Origin of the sequence: Enterococcus sp. DIV0546 (genome assembly GCF_051712785.1) — a bacterium.
Lineage (GTDB): Bacteria > Bacillota > Bacilli > Lactobacillales > Enterococcaceae > Enterococcus > Enterococcus faecalis.
Map to the genome: position 1 here is coordinate 2,740,566 of NZ_JBIOPO010000001.1, position 22,134 is coordinate 2,762,699.

Sequence of the window (22,134 nt, forward strand, 5' to 3'; positions counted from 1 at the left end):
TCTCATCTATAGGAATTAAAGGAGAGAGCTAGTTTTTACGTTTGCGTTTGATGATTCCCATGCTCGCAAGGAGTGCGACAAAGGCGCCAAACAAACTTGTTGTCACGGCTGAAGACTCTTTTTCACCTGTGCTAGGTAAGAAGCCTGTTTTCCCGTGATTTCCAGTGCCATAACTGATGGTGCTTAGTTTAGGGTGGTAGCCACTACCATTTGTACCGAGGCCATTGCCTAGTGAACCTAAGCCAGAACCTGTTGTGCCTAAACCAGAACCTCCATTTGGATTTGAACCTGTGTTTGAACCATTCCCATTATTCCCGCCAGTTGCGCCATTGTTTCCTGTATTGCCGTTATTTCCGCCAGTGTTACCATTGCCTCCTCCAGGATTCGTTGGGTCGGCTGGTGTCATGAAGGTTGTAGCCGTACTGTAATGTCCTGCGCCATCGGTAGCTGTCGCAAGTAAACTTTGTTGAGCAGTCGCTTGTCCCGCTGTTAATTGGATAGCGAAGTTGCCTTCAGCATCGGTGGCACCTACAGCAATCACACTTCTTAATAGTCGGTTACTAATTTGAATGATTCGGTTTGGTTCAGCTGTTCCTTTGATGAGGTAGCCGGCTTTAGACGTTCCTAAAACTGAAGAAACAGTTGGTGCCGCAATTTTAATTTCTGGTTCTCCCGTAATATCGGCTGGCGTCATAAATGTGGTTTTAGGACTCACATTTCCTTGTGTATCTGTTGTTAGTGCGGTTAACGTTTCTTTTTCTGTTGCTAACCCTGCTGCAATATGAACGGAGAAGGTGCCTCCAATAGTTGTATTGCCACTTGCCAATAATTGTTCACTGCTATTGTAAAATTGAACCGTGACATTTGGATCAGCAGTTCCAGTGACTGTATAGCCATTGGCTTTGTTTCCTTCAACCTTCGTAATAGTTGGCGCCGCTAAAACAACATCCGCTGGAATAACGGCTGTAGCTGGTTGACTTTCATTGCCAGCGCCATCTTTGCTAATAATCGTAATCGTTTCTCCTGGTGTCACTACGCCAGCTGGTAGAGTCACCGTATATTGGCCGGTTTCGTTAGCAGTGGTAGCAGCAATGATGGTTCCGTCTGCGTCACGGACATCAATAGTGGTTTTGGGCTCCGCCGTTCCAGTGATTTCGTAACCTTTACTAGAATTTCCGGTAATAGAATCAATGGTTGGTTTGGCTAAGTCGGCTGGTGTAGTTGCTGTAGCTGGCTGACTTTCTTTTCCTGTTGCATTTTTCGCTACGACAATTATTGTTTCGTTAGCTGAGGCCTTCCCTGGCTCTAAAGTCACTGTGTATTTGCCATCAGTTCCAGTAGTTGCCATGCCAAGGACTGTGCCATCGGCGTCACGCACCTCAACTGTTGTACCAACTTCTGCTGCTCCTACTACTTGATAGCCTTTTGTCGTGCTACCAGTGATTTTGTCAACAGTAGGTGTCGCGACTGGTGCATCTGGATCAGCAGGTGTTTTGAAAGCAGTCGGATTACTTTCTTTCCCAGCAGCATCTTTCGCAATGGCAGTTAAGGCTTCGTTAGCTGTTGCTGTGCCCGTCGGAAGACTGATTGTAAAGGCGCCAGCACCATCAGTCGTTCCCGTAGCAATAACTAAACCTGCTTCATTGTGAATCTCAATGGTGACATTTGGCTCTGCCGTGCCGGTTACTTGATACCCAGTGGCAGTTGTTCCTGTAACAGTCGTCACAGTTGGTGCTGCTACGGTTGCATCTTCAGGGACCGTCACTTCCGTTGGTTGACTTTCATTGCCGTCACCGTCTTTTCCAACAACTGTTAATGTATCACCAGGATTAGCGGCTCCCGCTGGAAGGTCCACAGTAAAGTTTCCTTGATCATCCGTTGTCGTTGTACCAATAATTGTTCCATCTGGGTTCCGTACTTCAATGGTGGTATTAGGGTCCGCCGTCCCAGTGATTTCATAACCAGTTGTTGAATCTCCAGTAATGTCACCAATTGTTGGTGTGGTAACATCAGCGGGTGTGATAGCTGTAGTTGGTTGACTCTCAAGTCCAGTATCATTTTTAGCAACTACATTCACTGTTTGTTTAGCTGTTGCTTTTCCTGAAGCTAACGTCACAGTATATTGGCCAGTCGGTCCAGTTGTTGCGGTGCCTAAAACTGTTCCGTCTGTTGCACGAACTTCAATGGTGGTGCCAAGTTCAGCGGTACCTGTTACTTGATATCCTTGTGTTGTATTCCCAGTAACTTTGTCGACACTTGGCGGTGCCACTACTTCATCTACTGGTGTTTGGAAGGTTGTCGGTGTACTTGTATTGCCAGCAGGATCTTTGGCTAACGCTGTCAATGTTTCATTCGCATTTGCCGTCCCAGCTGGAAGGTTCACAGCAAAGGAACCAGTCCCATCGGCAGTCCCTGTTGCAATCACGTTCCCATCTGCATCACGAATTTCGATGGTAGCATTCGGATCAGCGGTGCCTGTCACCTGATAACCAGCAACTGAATTACCTGTTACTCCTGTTACAGTTGGTGCTGTAACCGTGGCATCAGCAGGAACAAGGACTTCAGTCGGTTGACTTTCATTTCCCGCGTTATCCTTTCCAATCACTGTTAACGTATCCCCAGGATTGGTCGTTCCCGTTGGTAGCGTTACAGTAAAATCACCATTCGTATCAGAGGTACCTGTACCAATAACTGCCCCAGCTGGATCACGAACTTCGATTGTTGTGTTAGGGTCTGCTGTTCCTGTAATTTCATAACCCGAACCAGAGTTGCCTGTGATGTTATCAACTGTTGGTGCAGTGACATCAGCTGGTGTTGTCGCCGTTGCTGGTTGACTTTCCGTGCCACTAGCGTTTTTCGCTACAACGCTCAGCGTTTGATTGGCTGTTGCTTTTCCTGGATCTAAAGTCACTGTATATTTTCCGTCAGTTCCAGTTGTTGCAGTACCAAGGACCGTGCCAGCTGCATCGCGAACCTCAATGGTGGTGCCAACTTCAGCAGTCCCTTTGACCTCATAGCCTTTTGTTGTACTACCTGTTACAGTCTCAACAATTGGCGTCGCCACGGGCGTATTAGGATCCGCTGGTGTTTGGAACGTTGTTGGCGTACTTTCTGTACCGCTGGCGTTTTTCGCTACGGCGGTTAACGTTTCATTGGCGCCTGCTTCACCTGCGGGAACGGTAACTGTAAATGCCCCTGTCCCATCGGCGGTACCTGTGCCTATTACGGTGCCTCCTGCATTTCGGATTTCAACCGTGGCATTGGCGTCGGCAGTTCCTTTAACTTCGTAACCTGCCGTTGAATTACCTGTCACTCCTGTGATTGTTGGTGCGGTTACGGTTGCTTCATCCGCTGGCGTTTGGAACGTTGTTGGCGTACTTTCTGTACCGCTGGCGTTTTTCGCTACAGCCGTTAATGTTTCATTGGCACCTGCTTCACCTGCGGGAATGGTAACTGTAAATGCCCCTGTCCCATCAGCGGTACCTGTACCTATCACGGCACCTCCTGCATTTCGGATTTCAACCGTGGCATTGGCGTCGGCGGTGCCTTTGATCTCGTAACCTGCCGTTGAATTACCTGTCACTCCTGTGATTGTTGGTGCGGTTACGGTTGCTTCATCCGCTGGTGTTTGGAACGTTGTTGGCGTACTTTCTGTACCGCTGGCGTTTTTCGCTACGGCGGTTAATGTTTCATTGGCACCTGCTTCACCTGCGGGAATGGTAACTGTAAATGCCCCTGCCCCATCAGCAGTACCTGTACCTATCACGGAACCTCCTGCATTTCGGATCTCAACCGTGGCATTGGCATCGGCAGTTCCTTTAACTTCGTAACCTGCTGTTGAATTGCCTGTTACTCCTGTTACGGTAGGTGCGGTTACTTCACTAGTAGTACCTGCAGCAAAATAAATGTTGGATACACCGTCTGCTGTTGCTAATAAATTAACGTCTAAAAGATCTGTTTGAACGACTGTTCCTACAAAACGAGCATCTAAATTATTGGATAAATTTTGAGGTGTTGAAACGGTAGTTGGTAAAGTAACCGTAGTTGCGCCTAGTAAAGAAGCATCCACTAACTCATTCACACCTGAACCACCAACCGCTAATAAAGGCAAAGCACCTGAAACAGCCACGTTTACCGTGCCTTTGACAGGAAGCAAGGCTGCATTTATGGCTGTGGCGACAAGATTACTTGGGATACTGGTTCCTTTTGCCTCCAAAGCTTGAACGGCCGCATTCAAATCTTGTAAGATGTTTGAAACATTTTGGGCTAAAACTAACCCTAAACCATCACTAATTGGTGCGCTAATGTATGAGCCGTCAGCTGCTAATGTTTCCGGAGCTGTAAATGAAGCAGCACCTAAGTTTTCAATGTTATTCACTAATTCCAACTGACGATTCACTTCCGTCAAATCAATATCAACACCAGTTAAATTCCCTAACGCTCCACTGGTAATTTGAGTAATGACATTGGTTAAATCATTGGCTGCATTCAAAACGGCGGTCAAAAAAGTAACTTTTGAAAGATCAATCGTGACATTGGTATTGATTGCTGCGCTGCCTGCTGCAGCTACATTTCCTCTTAACTCAGGAGGAACCACTAACACCGCTTGTTTTTGTCCACTAAACACAGCGGAAGCATCTGCTAAAGCGCCACCAGAAACCGTGAAATTAACTGGTTGATTTTGGTTTGCGGCTGTCCAACGATTACTCGTTGAAGTGCCACTGTCATTATTTGACGTAACATTTGATAATAGTTCGATATCCAAGACCGCTGCTGATGCACTGATTGTGCCAGAGGTAACAGCTATACTTACAGGGATTGCTAATGACGTAAATAATAAACCACTTGATATTGCTAAATTAAGCATCTTGCGTTTTGTCCATTTTTTATGCTGACTTTTCCGATTAAAATCCTCAACAATTTTCTTTTTCATCTGATCGTCCCTCTTTTCTTTAAAATAAACGATAAATACCAAGATCATTAGCTTCCCCTAGTTGTTCATCTCCCCCTTTAGCGATTTAAATGGATTTAACACCTGCAGTTTAGTACATTTCCTCAGCTTTTCAAAATATAATGCTGTGAATTTTTATATAAAAATTCATTTGATAACAAGCATCCTGGATATGTTAAAAAACTCACTAATTCATTAGTGAGTTATTATACAATGAGAGGAAAATGAGGAAGTTTGTACATTTCTCCCCAATCATTAAAGATAAATAAATTATTTTATTATAACTTATCGTTTGATAAATCGATAATTAAATAACGGAAAATTTTTTTATTTTTTTGAGAAATTCCACTATTATTTTTTCTGCTTCTTTGACTGTTTTTATCAATTTTATGGCTGTAAGTCATAAAAACTTTACATCAAAAAAATGACTCTAATCTATAACAATTTTTTCTGTTTTTAAGATTTTTTTATGAATTTTTTTATATTAAAAAAATTTCATAAAAAAAGGCGACAGCCGTTTTTGAACGAATGCCGCCTTTTAGATAAACAAAAACCTGATTCTAAAAGAATCAGGTTTAGGAAAAGCAAATCAAGATTCGCTTCAACTGTTTATCATCGTATTTGTATACTCTGATAAGAATGATTTCGTAATAAAATATACTGTGTTTCGTGGTATTTGTCAATCGCTTTCTTGAATTCTCTTGAGACCTTTCCATAAGCATATAAGGTCAAAATAACTGACCAAATCAGCGTTGTAACTATCTTTTTAATTAAGGGGTCAGCCAATTTAATTTCATTAGTTTATCTAAAAATACCACCAAAATTAAAGCATCTGCACTGCCACCAATACTCCAATTTTTTTCTTTGAATAAGTGATTCAATCTTTCTAAACAAAGGGTTCCCCGTAACGTTTGTGTCCCCCCTAAAGCAAAATATTCCTGGATTAACGGTTGATATATTTCAAAAATTTGGACATTTTGACTTCGTTTAATCAAATTCGTATCCTCAACATAGAGCGATAAATAAAGGAGCGTATCAATGAGTTTTTGTTGTTGTGTGCCTTGATGTTTTTGATAATAAGGCACTCCCTGTTCAAAGACAGCGGGATAACCTTGTTGCGCCTCTCCACGGATTCCAGTCAAGCCATGCTGAACAAATAGTCGTTCACCCCAAGTTAGTTTTTCTAGCTCATTCGTAGCGAGGTTTTCAAAGTCAGCCAATAAGTCTTGCGTCATTGTTTGAAGCGTTTGTTGAAACAATTGTAAGGTGCAAGGGGTCTCCCAAATCATTAAACGACCACAGATAGCTAAAAAAATACCTAGAGAAAAAATCGCTCCTTTATGTGTATTGATACCTTCTGTTGCCTCAAACATTGCTCGTTCTGCTTCTAAACCAACTTGTCGAATCGCGCGAAATGTTGCCTCAATCGGCAAATGACGTAGCTCTGTCCCAGCTTGAACGAAGGTTTCAAAATAAGGAGTCAAAACCACACTACTTTCTAAAAAAGTGAAAACATCCATATCTTGATGGGCGCCTGCATCGACTGGATCCACCAAGCCTGGTTTATTTAAACAGGTCACTTCATAGAGTAGTGCCAATTGTGCTTGCTGCGCTAATTTACTCCTTGCTTGCTTTGTCATTGCCTTTTACGTCCCTTCTTCTGCCGTGGCCTTTTCTTGTTTTATATAGTCTAGTACAGCATTAAAAACCGTGTCAACTACGCCGCCATCAAATACATTAGGTATGAATTTTTCTGCTGTGGGTTCTGAAATCAAAGCGGCCAAGCTTCGTGCTACTGTCATTTGCAAACCGACATCGACTTTTCTGCCTTTCGCTGCCAATAACCCTTTAAAAAGACCTGGAAAAGCTAAAATGTTGTTCACTTGATTCGGATATTTGGAAGAACCAGTTGCTAATAAACGGACACCATTGGCTTGGGCGAGGGCTGGTTCAATTTCTGGTTTAGGATTTGCTAAAGCAAAGATAATTGGGTCTTGGCTCATTGATTTAATCAGGGCTGGCGTTAGCACATCCGCTTCTGATAAGCCTAAAAAAACATCCTGATTGACGACAGCGGTGGCTAAATCTTTGTTTTCTACTGATGGTTTTATTACCTGTCGAAGCAAAGCACGTTGGTAAGGATTCAATGTCGGGTCTTCTTCTCTTAAAACACCTTGGCGATCTACTAAGGTGAGATGCGTAATCCCCGCTTGAATACATAACTTAGCGGTCGCTACACCAGAAGCACCAACTCCGTTAATCACCACACGTAATTGATTTAAAGGTTTTCCTTTAATTTTAGCTGCGTTAATTAGCCCAGCTAAAACGACGATGGCTGTGCCTTCTTGGTCATCATGATACACAGGAATGTTCAAACGTTGTTGAAGTTTTTCTTCAATTTCAAAACATTTTGGTGCAGAAATATCTTCTAAATGGATTCCTGCAAAACTATTTTGTAAATTTTCAATTGTTTGAACCATCTCGTCAACTGATTTTTGTTCCAGTGCTAAAGGAATAGCATCGACCCCCGCCAAATTTTTATAAAGTAAAGCTTTGCCTTCAACAATTGGCAAGCCCGCTTGCGTGCCCATATTGCCGAGACCCAGAACAGCTGACCCATCTGTAATAACCGCAATTAACTTACCACTAATGGTCCACTCGCGCGCTAATTCATGATTTTGGGCAATCATTAAACTCAATTCTGCGACACCAGGTGTATACATTTTGGCTAAATCATGATGGTTTAACACCGCTTCTGTTGCTTCAAGACTTAGTACACCAATATTTTTTTGATGAATTGCTAGAACTTCTTCTAACACATTGTCACTTCCTTTCACGGGCTGCCTTTTTTCTATTTGATGAAGCAAGGGTTTGAACAACCGTTATCGTCGCTCAAACCCTTGCTTCTTTATACATTTGCGGAGCACTTGCCCGTTCTATTCTGGCAAGTCAAGTTTGACTGTCACTTTCTGTAACGGTACATCGTAAAAAGGATCTTCACGACGTCCTAAAAAGTCTTTTCCTTGTTGTGGGAACATCGCATATAATAGGACATCCTCTTCAGATTTTGCATATTGTTGGATTTCATTTTCTAAACTATGCAACTCTGGTTTCAATAAATCCGCTGGTCGACAAGTGATTACCTCTTCATCCCCAATGATTTTTTGCTTAATCTCTTCTGCGATAGGTGCTGGTGATTTGCCATATTCTCCGCGCACATAATCTTTGATTTCATTCGGTATTAAGGAATATCTTTCCCCAGAAATCACATTCATTAAGGCTTGTGTTCCAACCATTTGTGAAAGCGGCGTAACTAGTGGTGGATACCCTAAATCTGCTCTTACTTTAGGTACTTCAGCTAAAACTTCTTCATATTTGTCTTGTAAGCCTTGCTCCGTTAATTGACTTAATAAGTTTGATAACATACCACCAGGCACTTGATAAATCAAGGTTTTCGGTTCCGTATCTTTAACTTTAGGGTTTAAAATGCCTTCACTTCTAAAACGATCACGAATCGGATTGAAATAGTCAGCAATCTCTGTTACTTTTTCCATATTTAAACCTGTTTCAAAGCCTAAATCTTCTAACGCAATGGCTACAGATTCTGTGGCTGGTTGACTCGTACCGCCAGCGAAAGAAGAGATAGCTGTATCGATGATATCCGCACCTGCTTCAGCAACTTTTAAATAGGTCATCTCAGAAATACCACTAGTCGCATGCGTATGCACCTCTAAAGGTAAATCAATGGCATCTTTCATTTTGCTCACTAATTCAAAACCAGTTTGTGGCGTCAAAACGCCTGCCATATCCTTAATACAAATGGAATCCGCTCCTGTTTGACTTAATTCTTTGGCTAATTTTACAAAGTAATCGATGGTATGAATTTCACTCGTAGTATAAGAAATCGCTGCTTGACAGTGTCCGCCAGCTTCTTTTGTTGTTTGAATTGCTGTTTGTAAATTACGGACATCATTCAAGGCATCGAAAATACGAATAATATCAATCCCATTTTCAACTGATTTTTCGACAAAGGCCCGCACCACATCATCAGCGTAATGACGATATCCTAGTAAATTTTGTCCTCGTAATAACATTTGAAGTTTGGTATTTTTAACTTCTTTGCGAATTTGGCGAAGACGTTCCCAAGGATCCTCGTTTAAATAGCGGACACAGGAATCAAACGTTGCCCCGCCCCACATTTCTAATGCATGAAATCCTGCCTCGTCCATTGTTTTAATAATCGGCAGCATATCTGAGGTTGGCATCCGTGTTGCAATTAAACTTTGTTGTCCATCCCGTAGCACCGTTTCTGTAAAACGAATTTTTTTACTCACTTGGCTGCTCCTTTCGTGTCAAAATTATTTCTGTTATTTTTTCTTGCATTGCTTCAAGACTGTGACGTCGATTTCGTCCACAGACTTTCGCCTCTTCTTGGCAAATAAAACAGCGCCGTGGTGGCAAGCCTAAATCTCCTCGATGAAGGCTTTTTAGTTCCTCATTTCCCCATAAAACATCTAGGTCCACTAAACGACCATAAGGATGTGTTTCTTCAATTTTGACCATTCTTTGTTTTAACTCTTGCGGGGCTAACGAAACCGCCAAATAATATTCAGGCCCTGTCTTTTCATTCCGGTAAAAATTAACAATCGGTACTTGATCCAGCAATTGTTGCTCGACTTCGTCAATTACTTCTAAAAAAACAGCCGTTAAGGTGGGCGAATTTTTTACTTCTCCAGGAATATTCATTGTGGCAGATAAGAGACTAGCTTCTGGTGCTGTTTCTAACAATTCCTTCTGTGTGGCAGCTCTTTGTTCGCGAGCATCCAACATCTCTAAAAGTGTTACTTTTTCCCCATTAAACATTGCGTACCACATCAATTAGACTACCATCTCGGTATTCAATTAACGCAACGACTTTGTCTCCATATTTAATTGGTTCCGGGGTGCCAACAATGTTGTAGGCTTTGTCTTTCAACTCTTCTAACGTAAACTGAGGAACATCTAAGGTTTTAAAACAATCAATTAAGTCTGTTCTTTTTGGATTGATTGCAATGCCGACTTCCGTTACTACGACATCGACACTCGTACCTGGTGTAACGACTGTATTTACTTGCTCAACGATTGTTGGAATCCGTCCACGAACAAGTGGTGCAATCACTAGACTCATTTTACAAGCCATACTTGTATCGGAATGTCCGCCAGAAGCACCACGGATGACACCATCTGAACCAGTAATGACATTTACATTAAAATCTGTGTCCACTTCTAAAGCAGATAAAATAGCTGTGTCTAATTGATTAATAACCGCCCCTTTGCTAAGCGGTGAAGCATACATATTGGCATCAATTTCATAATGATTGGCATTTTCACCTAAAGAAATAGCTGATGGATGATCAAAGTCTTGGACGTCAATAATTTTTTCTACTAAGCCTTCTTCCAAAAGTTCCACCATTGCATTCGTAATTCCGCCTAAAGCGAAACTTGCTTTAATGCCATCTTTAAGCATTTGTTCTCTCATGAACCGCGTAACTGCTAGTGAAGAGCCACCTGTTCCTGTTTGGAATGAGAAGCCTTCTTTGTAGTAAGGAGAATGTGTAATTATTTTTGCGGCATATTCAGCAATCAATAATTCTTTAGGATTCTTTGTAAAACGTGTCGCGCCTTTGGCAATTCCATCTGGATCACCAATTGCATCAATTTCTACTACATAATCAACATCTGTTTGTGGAATACTAATAGGGGTATTAGGATATGGTACTAATGTGTCAGTAATGATGACCACTTGATCCGCATATTTTGCATCGACCATCGCATATCCAAGAGAACCACAGGTGGCTTTTCCTTTGGTTCCATTCGCATTTCCATAAGCGTCTGAACTTGGTGCACCTAAGAAAGCTACATCAATATGGATATCGCCTGCTGCTACTGCCCGTGCCCGGCCACCATGTGAACGAATCACCACAGGATTTTCCATGATACCTGCTGAAATAGCGGCGCCTACTTTATCTCTCAAACCTGAAGAAGTAATGTTGGTGACTACTCCATTTTTAATGTTTTCGATCAAAGGTTCATGAACATTTGCAATTGAACTAGGTGCAATCGAAATGTTTTTCAGCCCCATGGCGGCAATCTCGGCTAAAACTAAATTCATCACATAGTCTCCTTCACGGAAATGGTGATGGAAAGAGATGGTCATGCCATCTTTTAAACCTGTTTTTTCAATTGCTTCACGAATACTTCCTAAAAGTTTTGTCTCCCGAGGTTTCACTGGTTTAATTGCTCGGCTCGCTTCTTGATAAGCATCAATGTGTGCTAATTCTCCTTCATAAATGCCGTATTGCTCTGCATAAGATTGAGGAATGTCTTTGCCTACTTTATTTACTACCATGTCTATATTTCCTCCTCGGTAATTAATTTAGCCGCCAATGCTAACGCAATGACTCGTTCAGCTCGTTCAACAATTGGTTTATCAACCATTTTTCCATTTACGGAGATAACACCGGAACCTTTTGCTTCGGCTTCCCGAATGCCCCAGATTACTTCCTTAGCATTCTGGATTTCTTTTTCTGTTGGCGCATAAATATTATTAACCAATGGGATTTGACGAGGGTTAATCACCGATTTCCCATCGAAACCTAGCTGTTTAATCAAACGAACTTCGGCTTCAAAGCCTTCCGTATTGTCTACATCTGAATAGACCGTATCAATAGCTGCAATCCCAGCTGCTCGAGCGGCATGTAAAATCATGCTACGAGCAAAGAATAGTTCTTGGCCATCTGGATGGCGCCGTGTTTTCATATTGGTAACATAGTCTTCGGCGCCTAACGCGATGCCAATCAAGCGAGTTGAACTTTTGGCAATCGCGGGCGCATTTAGAACACCTTCAGCCGATTCGATAGCAGCCATCATTTTCGTTGTTCCTACGGGAATGTCATTTTGCTGTTCTACTTCTGTAATGACTGCCTCAACATCAATGATATCTTGGGCTGTTTCTGTTTTTGGTAAACGAATCACATCGACACCAGCTAAGACCATTGCTTCAATATCTTCTGCACCACCGGCATCTAAAGCATTGATTCGAACAACAATTTCAATATTGCCATAATCGAAAGTTTTCAAAGCAGAATGGACTAAAACACGGGCAGAGTCTTTTTCTTTTAATGAAACTGCATCTTCTAAATCAAACATGATTGAATCTGCCCCATACAAAGGTGCATCCCTTAGCATTGCTGCGTTCGCTCCAGGGACAAACATCATTGTTCTTCTTAAACGTTCCATGAGTCCAACTCCTTCCAATCATACGTTTCTTTTTCAGCGCCTCGATGTAAAACTGTAATCATCCGAGCTTTGATTGTACAATCTAATGCCCCTTTATCAATCGCCTTGACCGCAACGCCTTGGACATCTAAATGTTCCAAAGTTGTCGTAATCACCTGACGAATTTGATTGCCAAATTGTTTTTCGACACTACTTTCTAATTCAATGGTATTTTCTGTTGATTCAATGGGTTGGACGGTAATCATAATATCACTTGATTCTACTGTCCCTGCAGTAGCATTTTTGATAATCTTCACTTTCTTCACCTCATTAGTTTCTTGTGTTCTACTAAGTATTGATAACTTGTTGCTGGTAAAAACTTCTTGAGTGTCTCTTTGTCGCCTTCAGCCATCGCTTTGCGAACTTTCGTCGCACTAATCAGCTCTCCACCAATCGCTAATCGCGAGACAATGGTTAGCGTTATCGTTTGTCCGAAAACTTGTTGCATTGCTTGATTGTAGACATCGGTCACTTCTGAATAAGGCTCTTCTCCCACATAACGTTGCTGAATTTCAAGTATTGGCGCAATTCTTTCTTTAAATAACGTTGCATCAAGGGTTGCTTGAATTGCAGCTACCTCTAATGGCGCTTTTTCTTTCAAAAAATAGGTAGGAAAAGTCGCAGACGAAACTAAGTAATCTTCTGTAGATAGGACTGTCACATTGGGTAAATGGGCTACCCCTTTTTGCACCATTGCGAAACGTGCTTCTTTTGAAAACAGCGATTTATCTTCAGATAAAACAAACACATAAACGTGCGGACTTTCTTTGGCTGCTTTTTCGACTAAGTACTGATGGCCTTTCGTAAAAGGATTTGCATTCATGACAATGCTACTGGCTGGCCCTGCTTTTTTATGCTGTGTCAGGTAACCAAGATAATCGGCAAAATCTGGTTTGCCTTGCTCCATAAATAGCACCTCTTGATTCGCAACCACTTTTTGAAAGCCTAGCGACTGAAAAATTTGTTCATTTTTTGGTTTTGTATACAAAAAACTGTGTAATTGGTTTTCTTCTCTCAGTTTTTCAAGTAGATGAACCACCAATTGGGTTAACAAATTTTCAGATTGATATTTTTTACAAACGGCCACGCACTTAATCGTTTTGCCTGAAAGCGAGCCCGAGGCGATTAATGCTGTGTCATCATATATGCCAACGGTGTAATCAAGTGCTTCTGTCGTTTGCAATTCGGCTTTTTCCATTAATTCGCGCCAAGCTTGATAAGCTTTTTTATCTTTTTGCAACCAGATTCTTTTCATTGTATATACGCTGCTCACAGCAATAACCTCCTTTATTTTTTAATTGGAAATAATTTTGTTAGTAATTTAGATGCTAGATAAATGATAAATAAAACAACGAAAACGCCGCCCCAACCAAAACCTAACAGTTCAAAAGCAATTTTTAAATCTTCCATGTTAACAGACATGTATTCGTTCTCCTTTCCGTCCTATGTTAAAAAGGCTAATAGTAAGCCACCAGCAATTACAGAAGCGATTTGTCCTGAAACGTTGGCACCAGCAGCATGCATTAAAATAAAGTTTTGTGGGTCTTCATCTGTAGCCATTTTTTGAATGACCCGACTAGACATTGGGAAAGCGGAAATACCCGCAGCACCAATCATGGGATTGATTTTTTCTTTTCTAAATAAATTCAAGAATTTAGCAAAAAGCACGCCGCCGACTGAGTCCATAATAAAGGCGACTAACCCTAAGCCAATAACCATCAACGTATCGACTTTTAAGAACTCTGCATAGTTCATGCTAACGGAAATAGATAGTCCTAGCAAGATACTAATAATATTCACCAATTCATTTTGAGCTGTAATGGATAAACGATCCAAAACGCCACATTCTCTTAATAAGTTCCCAAACATTAAGAAACCAACTAATGGTAATGACACCGGCGCAATTAACCCTGCGACAATCGTAATAACAACCGGGAAAAGAATTTTCGCTGTTTGAGAAACTTCACCGGCCCGATAAGTCATACGGATCCGACGTTCGGCTTTCGTCGTCACTGCTTTAATCGCTACTGGTTGAATAATCGGAACTAACGCCATGTAGGAGTAAGCGGCAACCATTATGGCCCCCATGTATTTTGAATGTAAGGTATTTGCTACGAAAATAGACGTTGGACCATCAGCGGCACCAATAATCCCAATCGAAGCAGCATCGTTTAAATCAAAACCTAATAAAACAGCCATAATAACTGTAAAGAAAATCCCAAACTGTGCAGCGGCACCAAACATCAACATAAACGGATTTTGTAACAATGGCCCGAAATCAATCATTGCCCCAATCCCAATAAATAATAATAACGGGAATAATTCTGTTTTTATTCCAAAATCAAAAAGAACATTAAACGGACCTGGCTCGCCGCCAGCGCTCAATACGCCGGAATTGGGAAAGTTCACTAAAATCGTTCCTAAACCCATCGGCACTAAAAGTGTTGGTTCATACTCTTTTTTTATTCCTAAATACATTAATAGTCCACCAATCAGCATCATCACAATGCGTCCTGGTTCTTGCCCCATTCCTATAACACCTTGAATCAGTGTCTCCACACAAATCACTTCCTCTTCTTAAATTAATTCTAGTTAATTGTTATCAATGGTTCCCCTGGATTCACAATTTGGCCTTGGGTAACATGAATTCCTGTTACCGTACCTGCTTTTCCTGCAACGATTTCATTTTCCATCTTCATTGCTTCTAAAATTAACAATGGTTGGTTCTCAGACACCGTATCACCAACATTGACTAATACTTTTAACACAGTTCCTGGCATTGGCGCAGGCATTGCATCTGCTCCTGCTGGGGCGGCTGGCTGTGCTGCTGGCGCTGGGGCTTCTTCAACAGCAGGGGCTGGTGTTTCTGTCGTAGCAACTGGCGCTGTTGGTTGTGGCGCAACAGGTGCTGGTTGTGGGACGCCACCGATTTCTTCCATCTCGACTAAATATTCTTTCCCATCAATTGAAATTTTAAATTTGCGTAACATAATGATCCTCCTCAAGGTTTTGTTTTGAAATTCTTTTGACAACTAGCTGAGACTCTTCTGAAAGCTCTGCAGCTATACTGGCTGCAATAATGGCAACTTCTTTTGCTTCTGGATTTCGTTTTGCGATTTTTTTGATAACAAAACGACTTTCTGGAAACTCTCCTGCTGCGATGGCAGTGGCCACAATACTTACCAATTGATATTCTTTTGGCTCAGCAGGAATATATGCTGGTATATCTATCCATCGCTTTTCCAAGTTATCCGCTTCACGTTGGATAACGCTTTCATTAATCTCGGTATCCTGCGTGTGTTGCTCTTTCTTGAATAAGGACTTAAATAGGCCCATATTGTCTCTCCTTTCACTAATTCTTGGTATACGTTCATTATAGAAAAAACCGTTAAAAAACCTAGTGAAAACACTAGCTCAGATTGTTCTTTTATTGTTTATTTTGTGAAAAAAACTCTGTAAACATTGGTATATAAGCATTTATCAGCCGTTAAGATTCTATTAATATTATATTAAGTTATTAATAAGAATTTGATTGTTGAATTGTTTTTTTGATGTTCTTTTTGTTTTAGGCTATTTATTCTCTGCGAAAGTTTGTATATTCTCACACTATAGACAAACACAAAAAATATTTTTTGTTGTAAACCAGAATACTGTGAAACATTTCTCATGGCTATTCTTTTTTATTAACACCGGTTGTTAACGCTTACAAAAAAGTTCTAAAAAAAGAAAGGAAGAAAAACATGTTACTCACTATTTTAGCTTATGGTATGATTATCATCTTTATGTATGTAATCATGAAAAAGAAATTGTCACCGTTTACATCTTTAGTAATTATTCCTCTTATTTTTACTTTGATTGCAATTGCAACTGGAGTAGCGAGTCCGCCACCTGGTGCTGACGGTGTTGTCCCTGAAGTCAACATTGGGAATTTCGTCTTAGATGGGATTTCAACTACTTCAAAAACTGGTATTATGTTATTATTTGCCATTCTTTACTTCTCTATTATGTTGGATGCTGGTTTGTTTGACCCAATCACTAAAAAAATGATTTACTTTGCTAAAGGCGATCCAATGAAAGTCTTGATGGCTACTGCGGTAGTTGCTGCTGCTGTTTCCTTAAACGGAGATGGAACAACTACGACCTTGATTTGCTGTTCTGCGTTTATTCCCATCTACAAAAAACTTAATATGAAATTGATGAATTTAGGTGTGCTTGTTATCTTACAAAACACCATTATGAACTTATTACCTTGGGGCGGTCCAACAGCTCGTGCCATGGCCGTACTAGAAGTTGATGCCGACATTCTTTCTTATTTAGCACCTGGTATGATTTTATCTGTATTGTATGTTATCTTCTTTGTTGCTTATCGCATGGGGAAAAAAGAACGTGCTCGCTTAGGCGTGACAACGCTTACTGATAAAGAATTGGAAGAAATGACTATTGTTAACGATCCTGAGTTATTAGAAATTCGTCGTCCAAAGAATTTTGCGTTCAATGGTATTTTAACGATTGTCTTAATCGGTTGGTTAGTCTTAAGTTCATTCGTTGGTCAATTAGGTTTGCCTTCGTGGATTGAAATGCCACCGTTATTATTATTCCTAGTTGGTACTTGTATCGCTTTAATGATTAACTATCCAAAATTAAAAGATCAAAGCAGCCGTATCAGTGCAAATGCTGGTGACGCTGTGCAAGTAGTTATCTTAGTTTTTGCTGCTGGCGTCTTCATGGGCTTATTCCAAGGTTCTGGTATGGCCAATGCCTTAGCAAATAGCTTTGTTAATATTATTCCAAAACAATTAGCCGGCGCTTGGGGCTTAGTGATTGCGTTCATTTCAGCACCAGGAACATTCTTTATTTCAAACGATGGTTTCTATTTCGGTGTCTTACCAGTCCTAGCAGAAGCTGGACGTTCTTATGGATTTGACAATATGTCTATGGCTTTAGCTTCCTTAATGGGGCAAGCGTTCCACTTATTAAGTCCATTAGTGGCATTTATTTACTTGCTATTACGTTTAACTGGTTTAGATATGGGCCAATGGCAAAAAGAATCGGCAAAATATGCCTTAGGAATTTTCGTTATTTTCGTTGTTACAATTGTTGCTTTAGGTCACATGCCTTTATTTATTCCACAAAATTAAACGTCGTCGCTGAAACCGTAGGAGTGCCTTTTCTCCTCGGTTTTCTTTTCATTTTGTCTTTTCTTGCGTTATATTTTCATTTTTAATATTATATTTATTATCTATAAAAATAATCTATAGGGAGGTGCCTCATATGAATCCAACGGTTGAAGCAGTAAAACGGAACTTAGATTTAACCAGCAGTAAACCTCTAAAAATTTGTACCTATGAAGCCTTTAAAAAAACCATTATTTTAGGGGATATTCCTGCGGGTGAACGGATTAACGAAAAAGAATTTTCCGAGCAATTAAACATTAGTCGGACGCCCATTCGCTTTGCTTTACAAGAATTGGTCAAAGAACAATTGGTGGAACATATACCTATGGTGGGTATCGTGGTTAAAGGGATTAGTATGAAAGATGCTTATGAAATTTATGATATTCGTAAATCTTTGGATACTTTAGCAACCATTAAAGCCATGGAACTCATGACACCAGAAGATTTTGATGAATTGGAAGCCTTACTTCTCGAAGGAGAACAATACAATAAAAATAACCAAGTAGATGACTTACTACAGAACTTTTCAGATTTTAATTCCTTTATTTATACTAAGAGTCAGATGCTACGTTTAAAAAAAATTGTGACTGATCTCCATGCTTACTTAATCTATTTCAGAGATATTGCGATTCGTGCCTCAGAACGTCGTAGTATTGCCCTAGAAGAACATTGGTTAATTTTCCGCGGAATGAAAACAAAGAATATTGACCAGATCACACTTTTAACCCATGAACATCTAAATCGTTCGCTTCAATTTATTTTGAAAGAAATGGAACGTCGGCAAATTGAATAAGCAAAAAAGACCCGCAGTTGCTCGTGCAGCTGCGGGCCTTTTTTCATTTTTTTTGTACGCAACCATCTGGCGTAAAGGTATAACCAATGCCCCAAACGGTCCGAAGGTAACAAGGTTCTTTCGGGTTTTCTTCTAATTTACTTCGTAAACGATTAATAAAAACCATAATCGTATTCGCATCGACATCCCCAGTACCCCAAACACTGCTGTAAATTTGTTCTTTAGAGAATACTTGCTCGGGATTCTCCAGAAAAAATTGAATTAATTGAACTTCTTTCGAAGACAATGAAATAGGTAAATCCTTTTTAAATAGTTGATAACGACCATAATCAAAACGGAAATCACCTACCTGTAGCTCTTCTTTTTTATAAACATTCAATTGTTTTCGAATCATTCGAGCTCGATTCAACGAAGCAATCACCTGAGCCTTAAAAACATTCAAGGAAAAAGGTTTCGTTATATAACTATCCACGCCCATTTCCAAGGCTGCAATGATATCCTCTTCTTCTTTTTTGCTACTAAAAAAGATAATTGGCACCAGTGGATATTTCTCTCTAATCATTTGGACTAAGTAGTAACCATCGCTGTCATGTTCCAAGTTATCATCTAAAATGAACAAATCAAAGGTAACTCTGGACACAATATCTTTTGTTTTTTCAATTGATTCACTTTGGTAAATAAGAATACCTGTTGATTGTAATGCTTTCCAAATCAAGCGACGAACTGCTGCATCATCATCTACAACCAGTATTTTCTCCGTACGCATACCTGTTGCTCCCCCTACGTCTCTTTACAAAACTTTTTCATTTGAATTTACTACTGGAGTAATTACTGATTATCATAACATAAAAAAAGAAACGGAGACGGCTAAAAAATCATTTAACTGGGAAAGAGCCTGGAACAAAAATCACTTTGGATTTTTGTTCCAGGCTCAAAACCTGATAAACGGCGGGAACAGAACCAACTCCTTCGGAAATAAGCCGAAATTCTCCAAAAATTAAAAAGCAATTTTCGGAAATTCCTTCTTATTTCTCGGAGCTAAACGGTTCCGTCCCGACCTCTGTTTAAAAATACTTCTTAACTGGTTCAACCACTAAATACCGATAAGGTTCATCCCCTTCAGAATGGGTTTTGATTTGCTCATCTTTACTTAGCGTGTGATGAATTTGTTTTCTTTCAAAAGCCGGCATTGGTTCCAAGAAGACTGGCCGCCCAGTGCGTTTGGCTTTTTCCGCGGTGCGTTTCGCTAAACGTTCCAAAATTTCATGACGTTTTTCACGATAATTTCCAACATTCACAACAATCGATAGCTTATTGCTTGCAATGCGGTGAATAAAGACTTGCGCTAAATACTGTAACGCATTTAACACTTTTCCGTGTTTTCCAATTAAGATACCTTGTTTTTCTGTTTCTAAATGGAAGATAATATTGCCATTCTCGCGCGCTATGCGAACCATGGCAGGGGCGTTCAGTTCATTTGAAATATTCGTTAAATACATCGCTAATTCAGTAATAGCAGCTTCATCTTCCAGATTTTCTAAAGAATGTGTTGATTCCTCTGAGAGACTAGGAATTGCTTCGGTTAATTCCTCAACTGCTTCTTCCACTGCTGTTGCTTCATCGGCAACAACAATATCTTCCACTGTTTCTTCGACCGCTTCTGTGACTTGCTCACTAATCGTTGGTTCCATTGAAATTTGGGCAAGTTTTTTTCCTAGACCTAAAAATCCTTTTTTTCCTTCGTCTAACACATCAATTGTAACATCCTCTTTGGTTAAACCAAGTGCTTGTAAGCCTTTCTGCGTTGCTTCTTCGATTGTATTTCCTTCATAAATCGGCATCTGAACGACCTCCTTTATTTTTTCTTCCCTTTTTTCTTAGGACTTTTTGCTCGTTCAAGCGCTCGCTCCCGTGCTTTGGCTTGACGTGCTGCTTCCTCCCGCTCTTTACGGATTTTGAATGGATTGTTTAATAACAATGTTTGCCCTGTTTGGAAGGCATTTGAGACCACCCAGTAAAGAGATAAACTGCTGGCTAATGAAATCCCCATAAAGAAGATCATCGCTGGCATAACGTAATTCATAATTTTCAGTGAGGCATTTGTTTCTAGTTGGCTCATACTTGAAAGATACGTACTAGCAAACGTAAAGACAGCCGCTAAAATCGGTAAAATTAAATACGGATCCGGCTTATCGAGGCTTAACCACAAGAACGTTCCTTCTTTTAACTCAGGCACGCGTGAAATGGCTTGATACAAAGCCATCATGATTGGTAGTTGAACCAACAGTGGTAAACAGCCAATGTAAGGATTCACATTATTCTCTGCATACAAACGTTGCTGTTCTTCTCGGAATAAGCGTTGTGTTTCAGGATCTTTTGAAGAATATTTTTGTTGCAAGGCCTTTAATTGCGGTTGCAACTCTTGTGTTTTACGCATACTCTTCGTTTGGAAATGCATCAACGGCAATAAAATAATCCGGATGACTAACGTAAATAGGATAATCCCAATTCCGACACTGCCGCCTAATGATAGGAACTTAATCGCTTGGGCAAAATAATAAACAATGTATCGATCCCAAATTCCTGTACTACTTTCACTTACGGGCGCGGTTCCGCAGGCGGATAAAACAAAGACTAAGGTCACTAACCCAGCCATTAATAATAAGCGCTTATACTTCTTCACTACTCAATTCCCTCTCTTACATCTAATATTTTAGCTAAATTTAACACATGTGTTAAATTAGCTTTCACTTCTTCAGACGATAACTTTTCCAATCCTGGACGTGCAATCACGATAAAATCAATTTCTGGAGAGATACGGTCTTTTAATTGAAATAAACTCGCGCGGATTTTCCGCTTCACAGCATTTCTTGTGACCGCGTTTCCAATTTTCTTCCCAACAGAAATCCCCACTCGAAAATGGGCTTGTTGTGGTTTCTCTAAAACGTACACCACGAAACGACGATTTGCACAAGATTGTTTTTTATTAAACACCTGTTGAAATTCTTTTTCTTTCTTGACACGGTAGGACTTTTTCATCGGCATCCCTTTGTTTCTATATTTTTTTACTTCTTAATAATAATAGCATATTTCCGCTCTTTTTTAGTAGCCTTTTCTATAGAATCCTGCTTTCTTTTATTGAAAACAGAAAAAGAACCCTTAGTTATCTTCACATCTTCCAAAAAATTATGGAGATAACTAAGGGTTCTTAGAAATTGACTGTTTAAAAGACCAGACCATCATTAAGCAGAAATAACTTTTCTACCTTTACGACGACGGCTTGCTAATACGCGACGGCCATTTTTAGTGCTCATACGTTTACGGAATCCGTGAACTTTTTGGCGTTTACGTTTGTTTGGTTGATACGTTCTTTTCATGCAATTACACCTCCTGAAATTGTAACTATCCATCAATATATAGACATACTTTGATAGTATAACGAGTAATAGGGTCTTTTGTCAATAAAATTTAAGAAATATTTCCTGAGAAAGATTCGTTTCAATTATCCACAAATTAAATTTTCCTGTGAGTAGCTTGTGGATAGTTTTCCACATTTTTTTCTGTTCACAGCCATTTTTCCACTAGTTTTACACAAAAAAACAGCCTGTTAAAAAGTTTTGCACAGGTGTTTTTTTAGCTGTTGATAAGTTCTTGAAACATGATTGTGTCAAGCTTAATTATTCTCAACTTTTTGTGGATAACTCATTCAAAAACCACTTTCTTCCGCAAGTGTCGACACCCTGTGGAAAACTTTTTTCACCCTTGTGTACTTTTTTTCCACATTGAACAATTGCTTGTGGAAAAAGTTTTAAAAAAATGCTAAAATCGACTATGCTCATTCTTTTAAGTTATCCACATTTTTTAGATAACCAAAATTTAAACATATAGGAGGTCACTGT

General features: G+C 40.1%; 20 protein-coding genes. 2 read left to right on the forward strand and 18 right to left on the reverse strand.

Annotation, left to right across the window (positions count from 1 at the left end; genetic code table 11):
* Nucleotides 1–28: 28 nt before the first annotated feature.
* The 13 genes from IGJ24_RS13240 to IGJ24_RS13300 all read right to left on the reverse strand — a co-directional run bounded on the left by IGJ24_RS13240 (nucleotide 29) and on the right by IGJ24_RS13300 (nucleotide 15,604).
* On the reverse strand, nucleotides 29–4,981 hold the full coding sequence (locus IGJ24_RS13240) for an Ig-like domain-containing protein (RefSeq protein WP_129194053.1): 4,953 nt from the start codon (nucleotides 4,979–4,981) through the stop codon (nucleotides 29–31).
* A 740-nt stretch (nucleotides 4,982–5,721) separates the two neighbouring features.
* Nucleotides 5,722–6,591 (reverse strand): triphosphoribosyl-dephospho-CoA synthase CitG, encoded by an 870-nt coding sequence (gene citG, locus IGJ24_RS13245; protein WP_002355991.1) that lies wholly within the window; start codon nucleotides 6,589–6,591, stop codon nucleotides 5,722–5,724.
* 6 nt (nucleotides 6,592–6,597) lie between these two features.
* Entirely contained in the window at nucleotides 6,598–7,770 is a 1,173-nt protein-coding gene (locus IGJ24_RS13250; RefSeq protein ID WP_033657856.1) for an NAD(P)-dependent malic enzyme, read from the reverse strand.
* Nucleotides 7,771–7,887: 117 nt separating this feature from the next.
* Complete coding sequence (locus IGJ24_RS13255; protein WP_002359205.1) at nucleotides 7,888–9,285, reverse strand: oxaloacetate decarboxylase subunit alpha; 1,398 nt, start codon at nucleotides 9,283–9,285, stop codon at nucleotides 7,888–7,890.
* Nucleotides 9,278–9,814, reverse strand: coding sequence for a citrate lyase holo-[acyl-carrier protein] synthase (gene citX, locus IGJ24_RS13260; protein WP_002390266.1), 537 nt, complete (start codon nucleotides 9,812–9,814; stop codon nucleotides 9,278–9,280). Before citX ends, IGJ24_RS13255 begins: the two co-directional genes overlap by 8 nt.
* Entirely contained in the window at nucleotides 9,807–11,339 is a 1,533-nt protein-coding gene (gene citF, locus IGJ24_RS13265) for a citrate lyase subunit alpha (protein WP_289865845.1), read from the reverse strand. The genes citX and citF overlap by 8 nt, the downstream gene beginning before the upstream one ends.
* 2 nt (nucleotides 11,340–11,341) lie before the next feature.
* The gene (gene citE, locus IGJ24_RS13270) at nucleotides 11,342–12,229 is read right to left on the reverse strand and encodes a citrate (pro-3S)-lyase subunit beta (RefSeq protein ID WP_002376284.1); all 888 of its coding nucleotides are present in this window, start codon (nucleotides 12,227–12,229) and stop codon (nucleotides 11,342–11,344) included.
* Nucleotides 12,217–12,525, reverse strand: a complete 309-nt coding sequence (gene citD / locus IGJ24_RS13275) for a citrate lyase acyl carrier protein (RefSeq protein WP_002355999.1) — start codon at nucleotides 12,523–12,525, stop codon at nucleotides 12,217–12,219. Before citD ends, citE begins: the two co-directional genes overlap by 13 nt.
* A 5-nt stretch (nucleotides 12,526–12,530) precedes the next feature.
* A complete protein-coding gene (gene citC / locus IGJ24_RS13280) occupies nucleotides 12,531–13,523 on the reverse strand; it encodes a [citrate (pro-3S)-lyase] ligase (RefSeq protein ID WP_033594382.1) in 993 nt (330 codons plus the stop codon).
* Between the two features lie 32 nt (nucleotides 13,524–13,555).
* Nucleotides 13,556–13,690 (reverse strand): OadG-related small transporter subunit, encoded by a 135-nt coding sequence (locus tag IGJ24_RS13285; RefSeq protein WP_002356001.1) that lies wholly within the window; start codon nucleotides 13,688–13,690, stop codon nucleotides 13,556–13,558.
* A gap of 21 nt (nucleotides 13,691–13,711) precedes the next feature.
* Complete coding sequence (locus IGJ24_RS13290; RefSeq protein WP_002383526.1) at nucleotides 13,712–14,827, reverse strand: sodium ion-translocating decarboxylase subunit beta; 1,116 nt, start codon at nucleotides 14,825–14,827, stop codon at nucleotides 13,712–13,714.
* A 29-nt stretch (nucleotides 14,828–14,856) separates the two neighbouring features.
* Nucleotides 14,857–15,258 carry an acetyl-CoA carboxylase biotin carboxyl carrier protein subunit gene (locus IGJ24_RS13295; RefSeq protein ID WP_002363547.1) on the reverse strand — a complete coding sequence of 134 codons (402 nt, stop codon included), beginning with the start codon at nucleotides 15,256–15,258 and terminating at the stop codon, nucleotides 14,857–14,859.
* On the reverse strand, nucleotides 15,242–15,604 hold the full coding sequence (locus IGJ24_RS13300) for a hypothetical protein (protein ID WP_002356004.1): 363 nt from the start codon (nucleotides 15,602–15,604) through the stop codon (nucleotides 15,242–15,244). The genes IGJ24_RS13295 and IGJ24_RS13300 overlap by 17 nt, the downstream gene beginning before the upstream one ends.
* Before the next feature lie 404 nt (nucleotides 15,605–16,008).
* Here IGJ24_RS13300 and IGJ24_RS13305 point away from each other — a divergent pair, with 404 nt between their 5' ends.
* The gene (locus IGJ24_RS13305; protein WP_002356005.1) at nucleotides 16,009–17,406 is read left to right on the forward strand and encodes a CitMHS family transporter; all 1,398 of its coding nucleotides are present in this window, start codon (nucleotides 16,009–16,011) and stop codon (nucleotides 17,404–17,406) included.
* 133 nt (nucleotides 17,407–17,539) lie between these two features.
* Nucleotides 17,540–18,235 (forward strand): GntR family transcriptional regulator, encoded by a 696-nt coding sequence (locus IGJ24_RS13310; RefSeq protein ID WP_002356006.1) that lies wholly within the window; start codon nucleotides 17,540–17,542, stop codon nucleotides 18,233–18,235.
* Nucleotides 18,236–18,278: 43 nt separating this feature from the next.
* Here the strand turns inward: IGJ24_RS13310 and IGJ24_RS13315 are convergent, their stop codons facing one another.
* The 5 genes from IGJ24_RS13315 to rpmH form a co-directional block, all read right to left on the reverse strand.
* Nucleotides 18,279–19,001 (reverse strand): response regulator transcription factor, encoded by a 723-nt coding sequence (locus IGJ24_RS13315; protein WP_002363545.1) that lies wholly within the window; start codon nucleotides 18,999–19,001, stop codon nucleotides 18,279–18,281.
* Between the two features lie 298 nt (nucleotides 19,002–19,299).
* Nucleotides 19,300–20,076: an RNA-binding cell elongation regulator Jag/EloR gene (gene jag / locus IGJ24_RS13320; protein ID WP_002361456.1), complete on the reverse strand. Its 777-nt coding sequence runs from the start codon at nucleotides 20,074–20,076 to the stop codon at nucleotides 19,300–19,302.
* A 14-nt stretch (nucleotides 20,077–20,090) separates the two neighbouring features.
* Entirely contained in the window at nucleotides 20,091–20,918 is an 828-nt protein-coding gene (locus IGJ24_RS13325; protein ID WP_002356010.1) for a YidC/Oxa1 family membrane protein insertase, read from the reverse strand.
* Nucleotides 20,918–21,274, reverse strand: coding sequence for a ribonuclease P protein component (gene rnpA, locus IGJ24_RS13330; protein ID WP_002356011.1), 357 nt, complete (start codon nucleotides 21,272–21,274; stop codon nucleotides 20,918–20,920). Before rnpA ends, IGJ24_RS13325 begins: the two co-directional genes overlap by 1 nt.
* A gap of 203 nt (nucleotides 21,275–21,477) precedes the next feature.
* Complete coding sequence (rpmH, locus tag IGJ24_RS13335; RefSeq protein ID WP_002356012.1) at nucleotides 21,478–21,612, reverse strand: 50S ribosomal protein L34; 135 nt, start codon at nucleotides 21,610–21,612, stop codon at nucleotides 21,478–21,480.
* Between the last annotated feature and the right edge of the window lie 522 nt (nucleotides 21,613–22,134).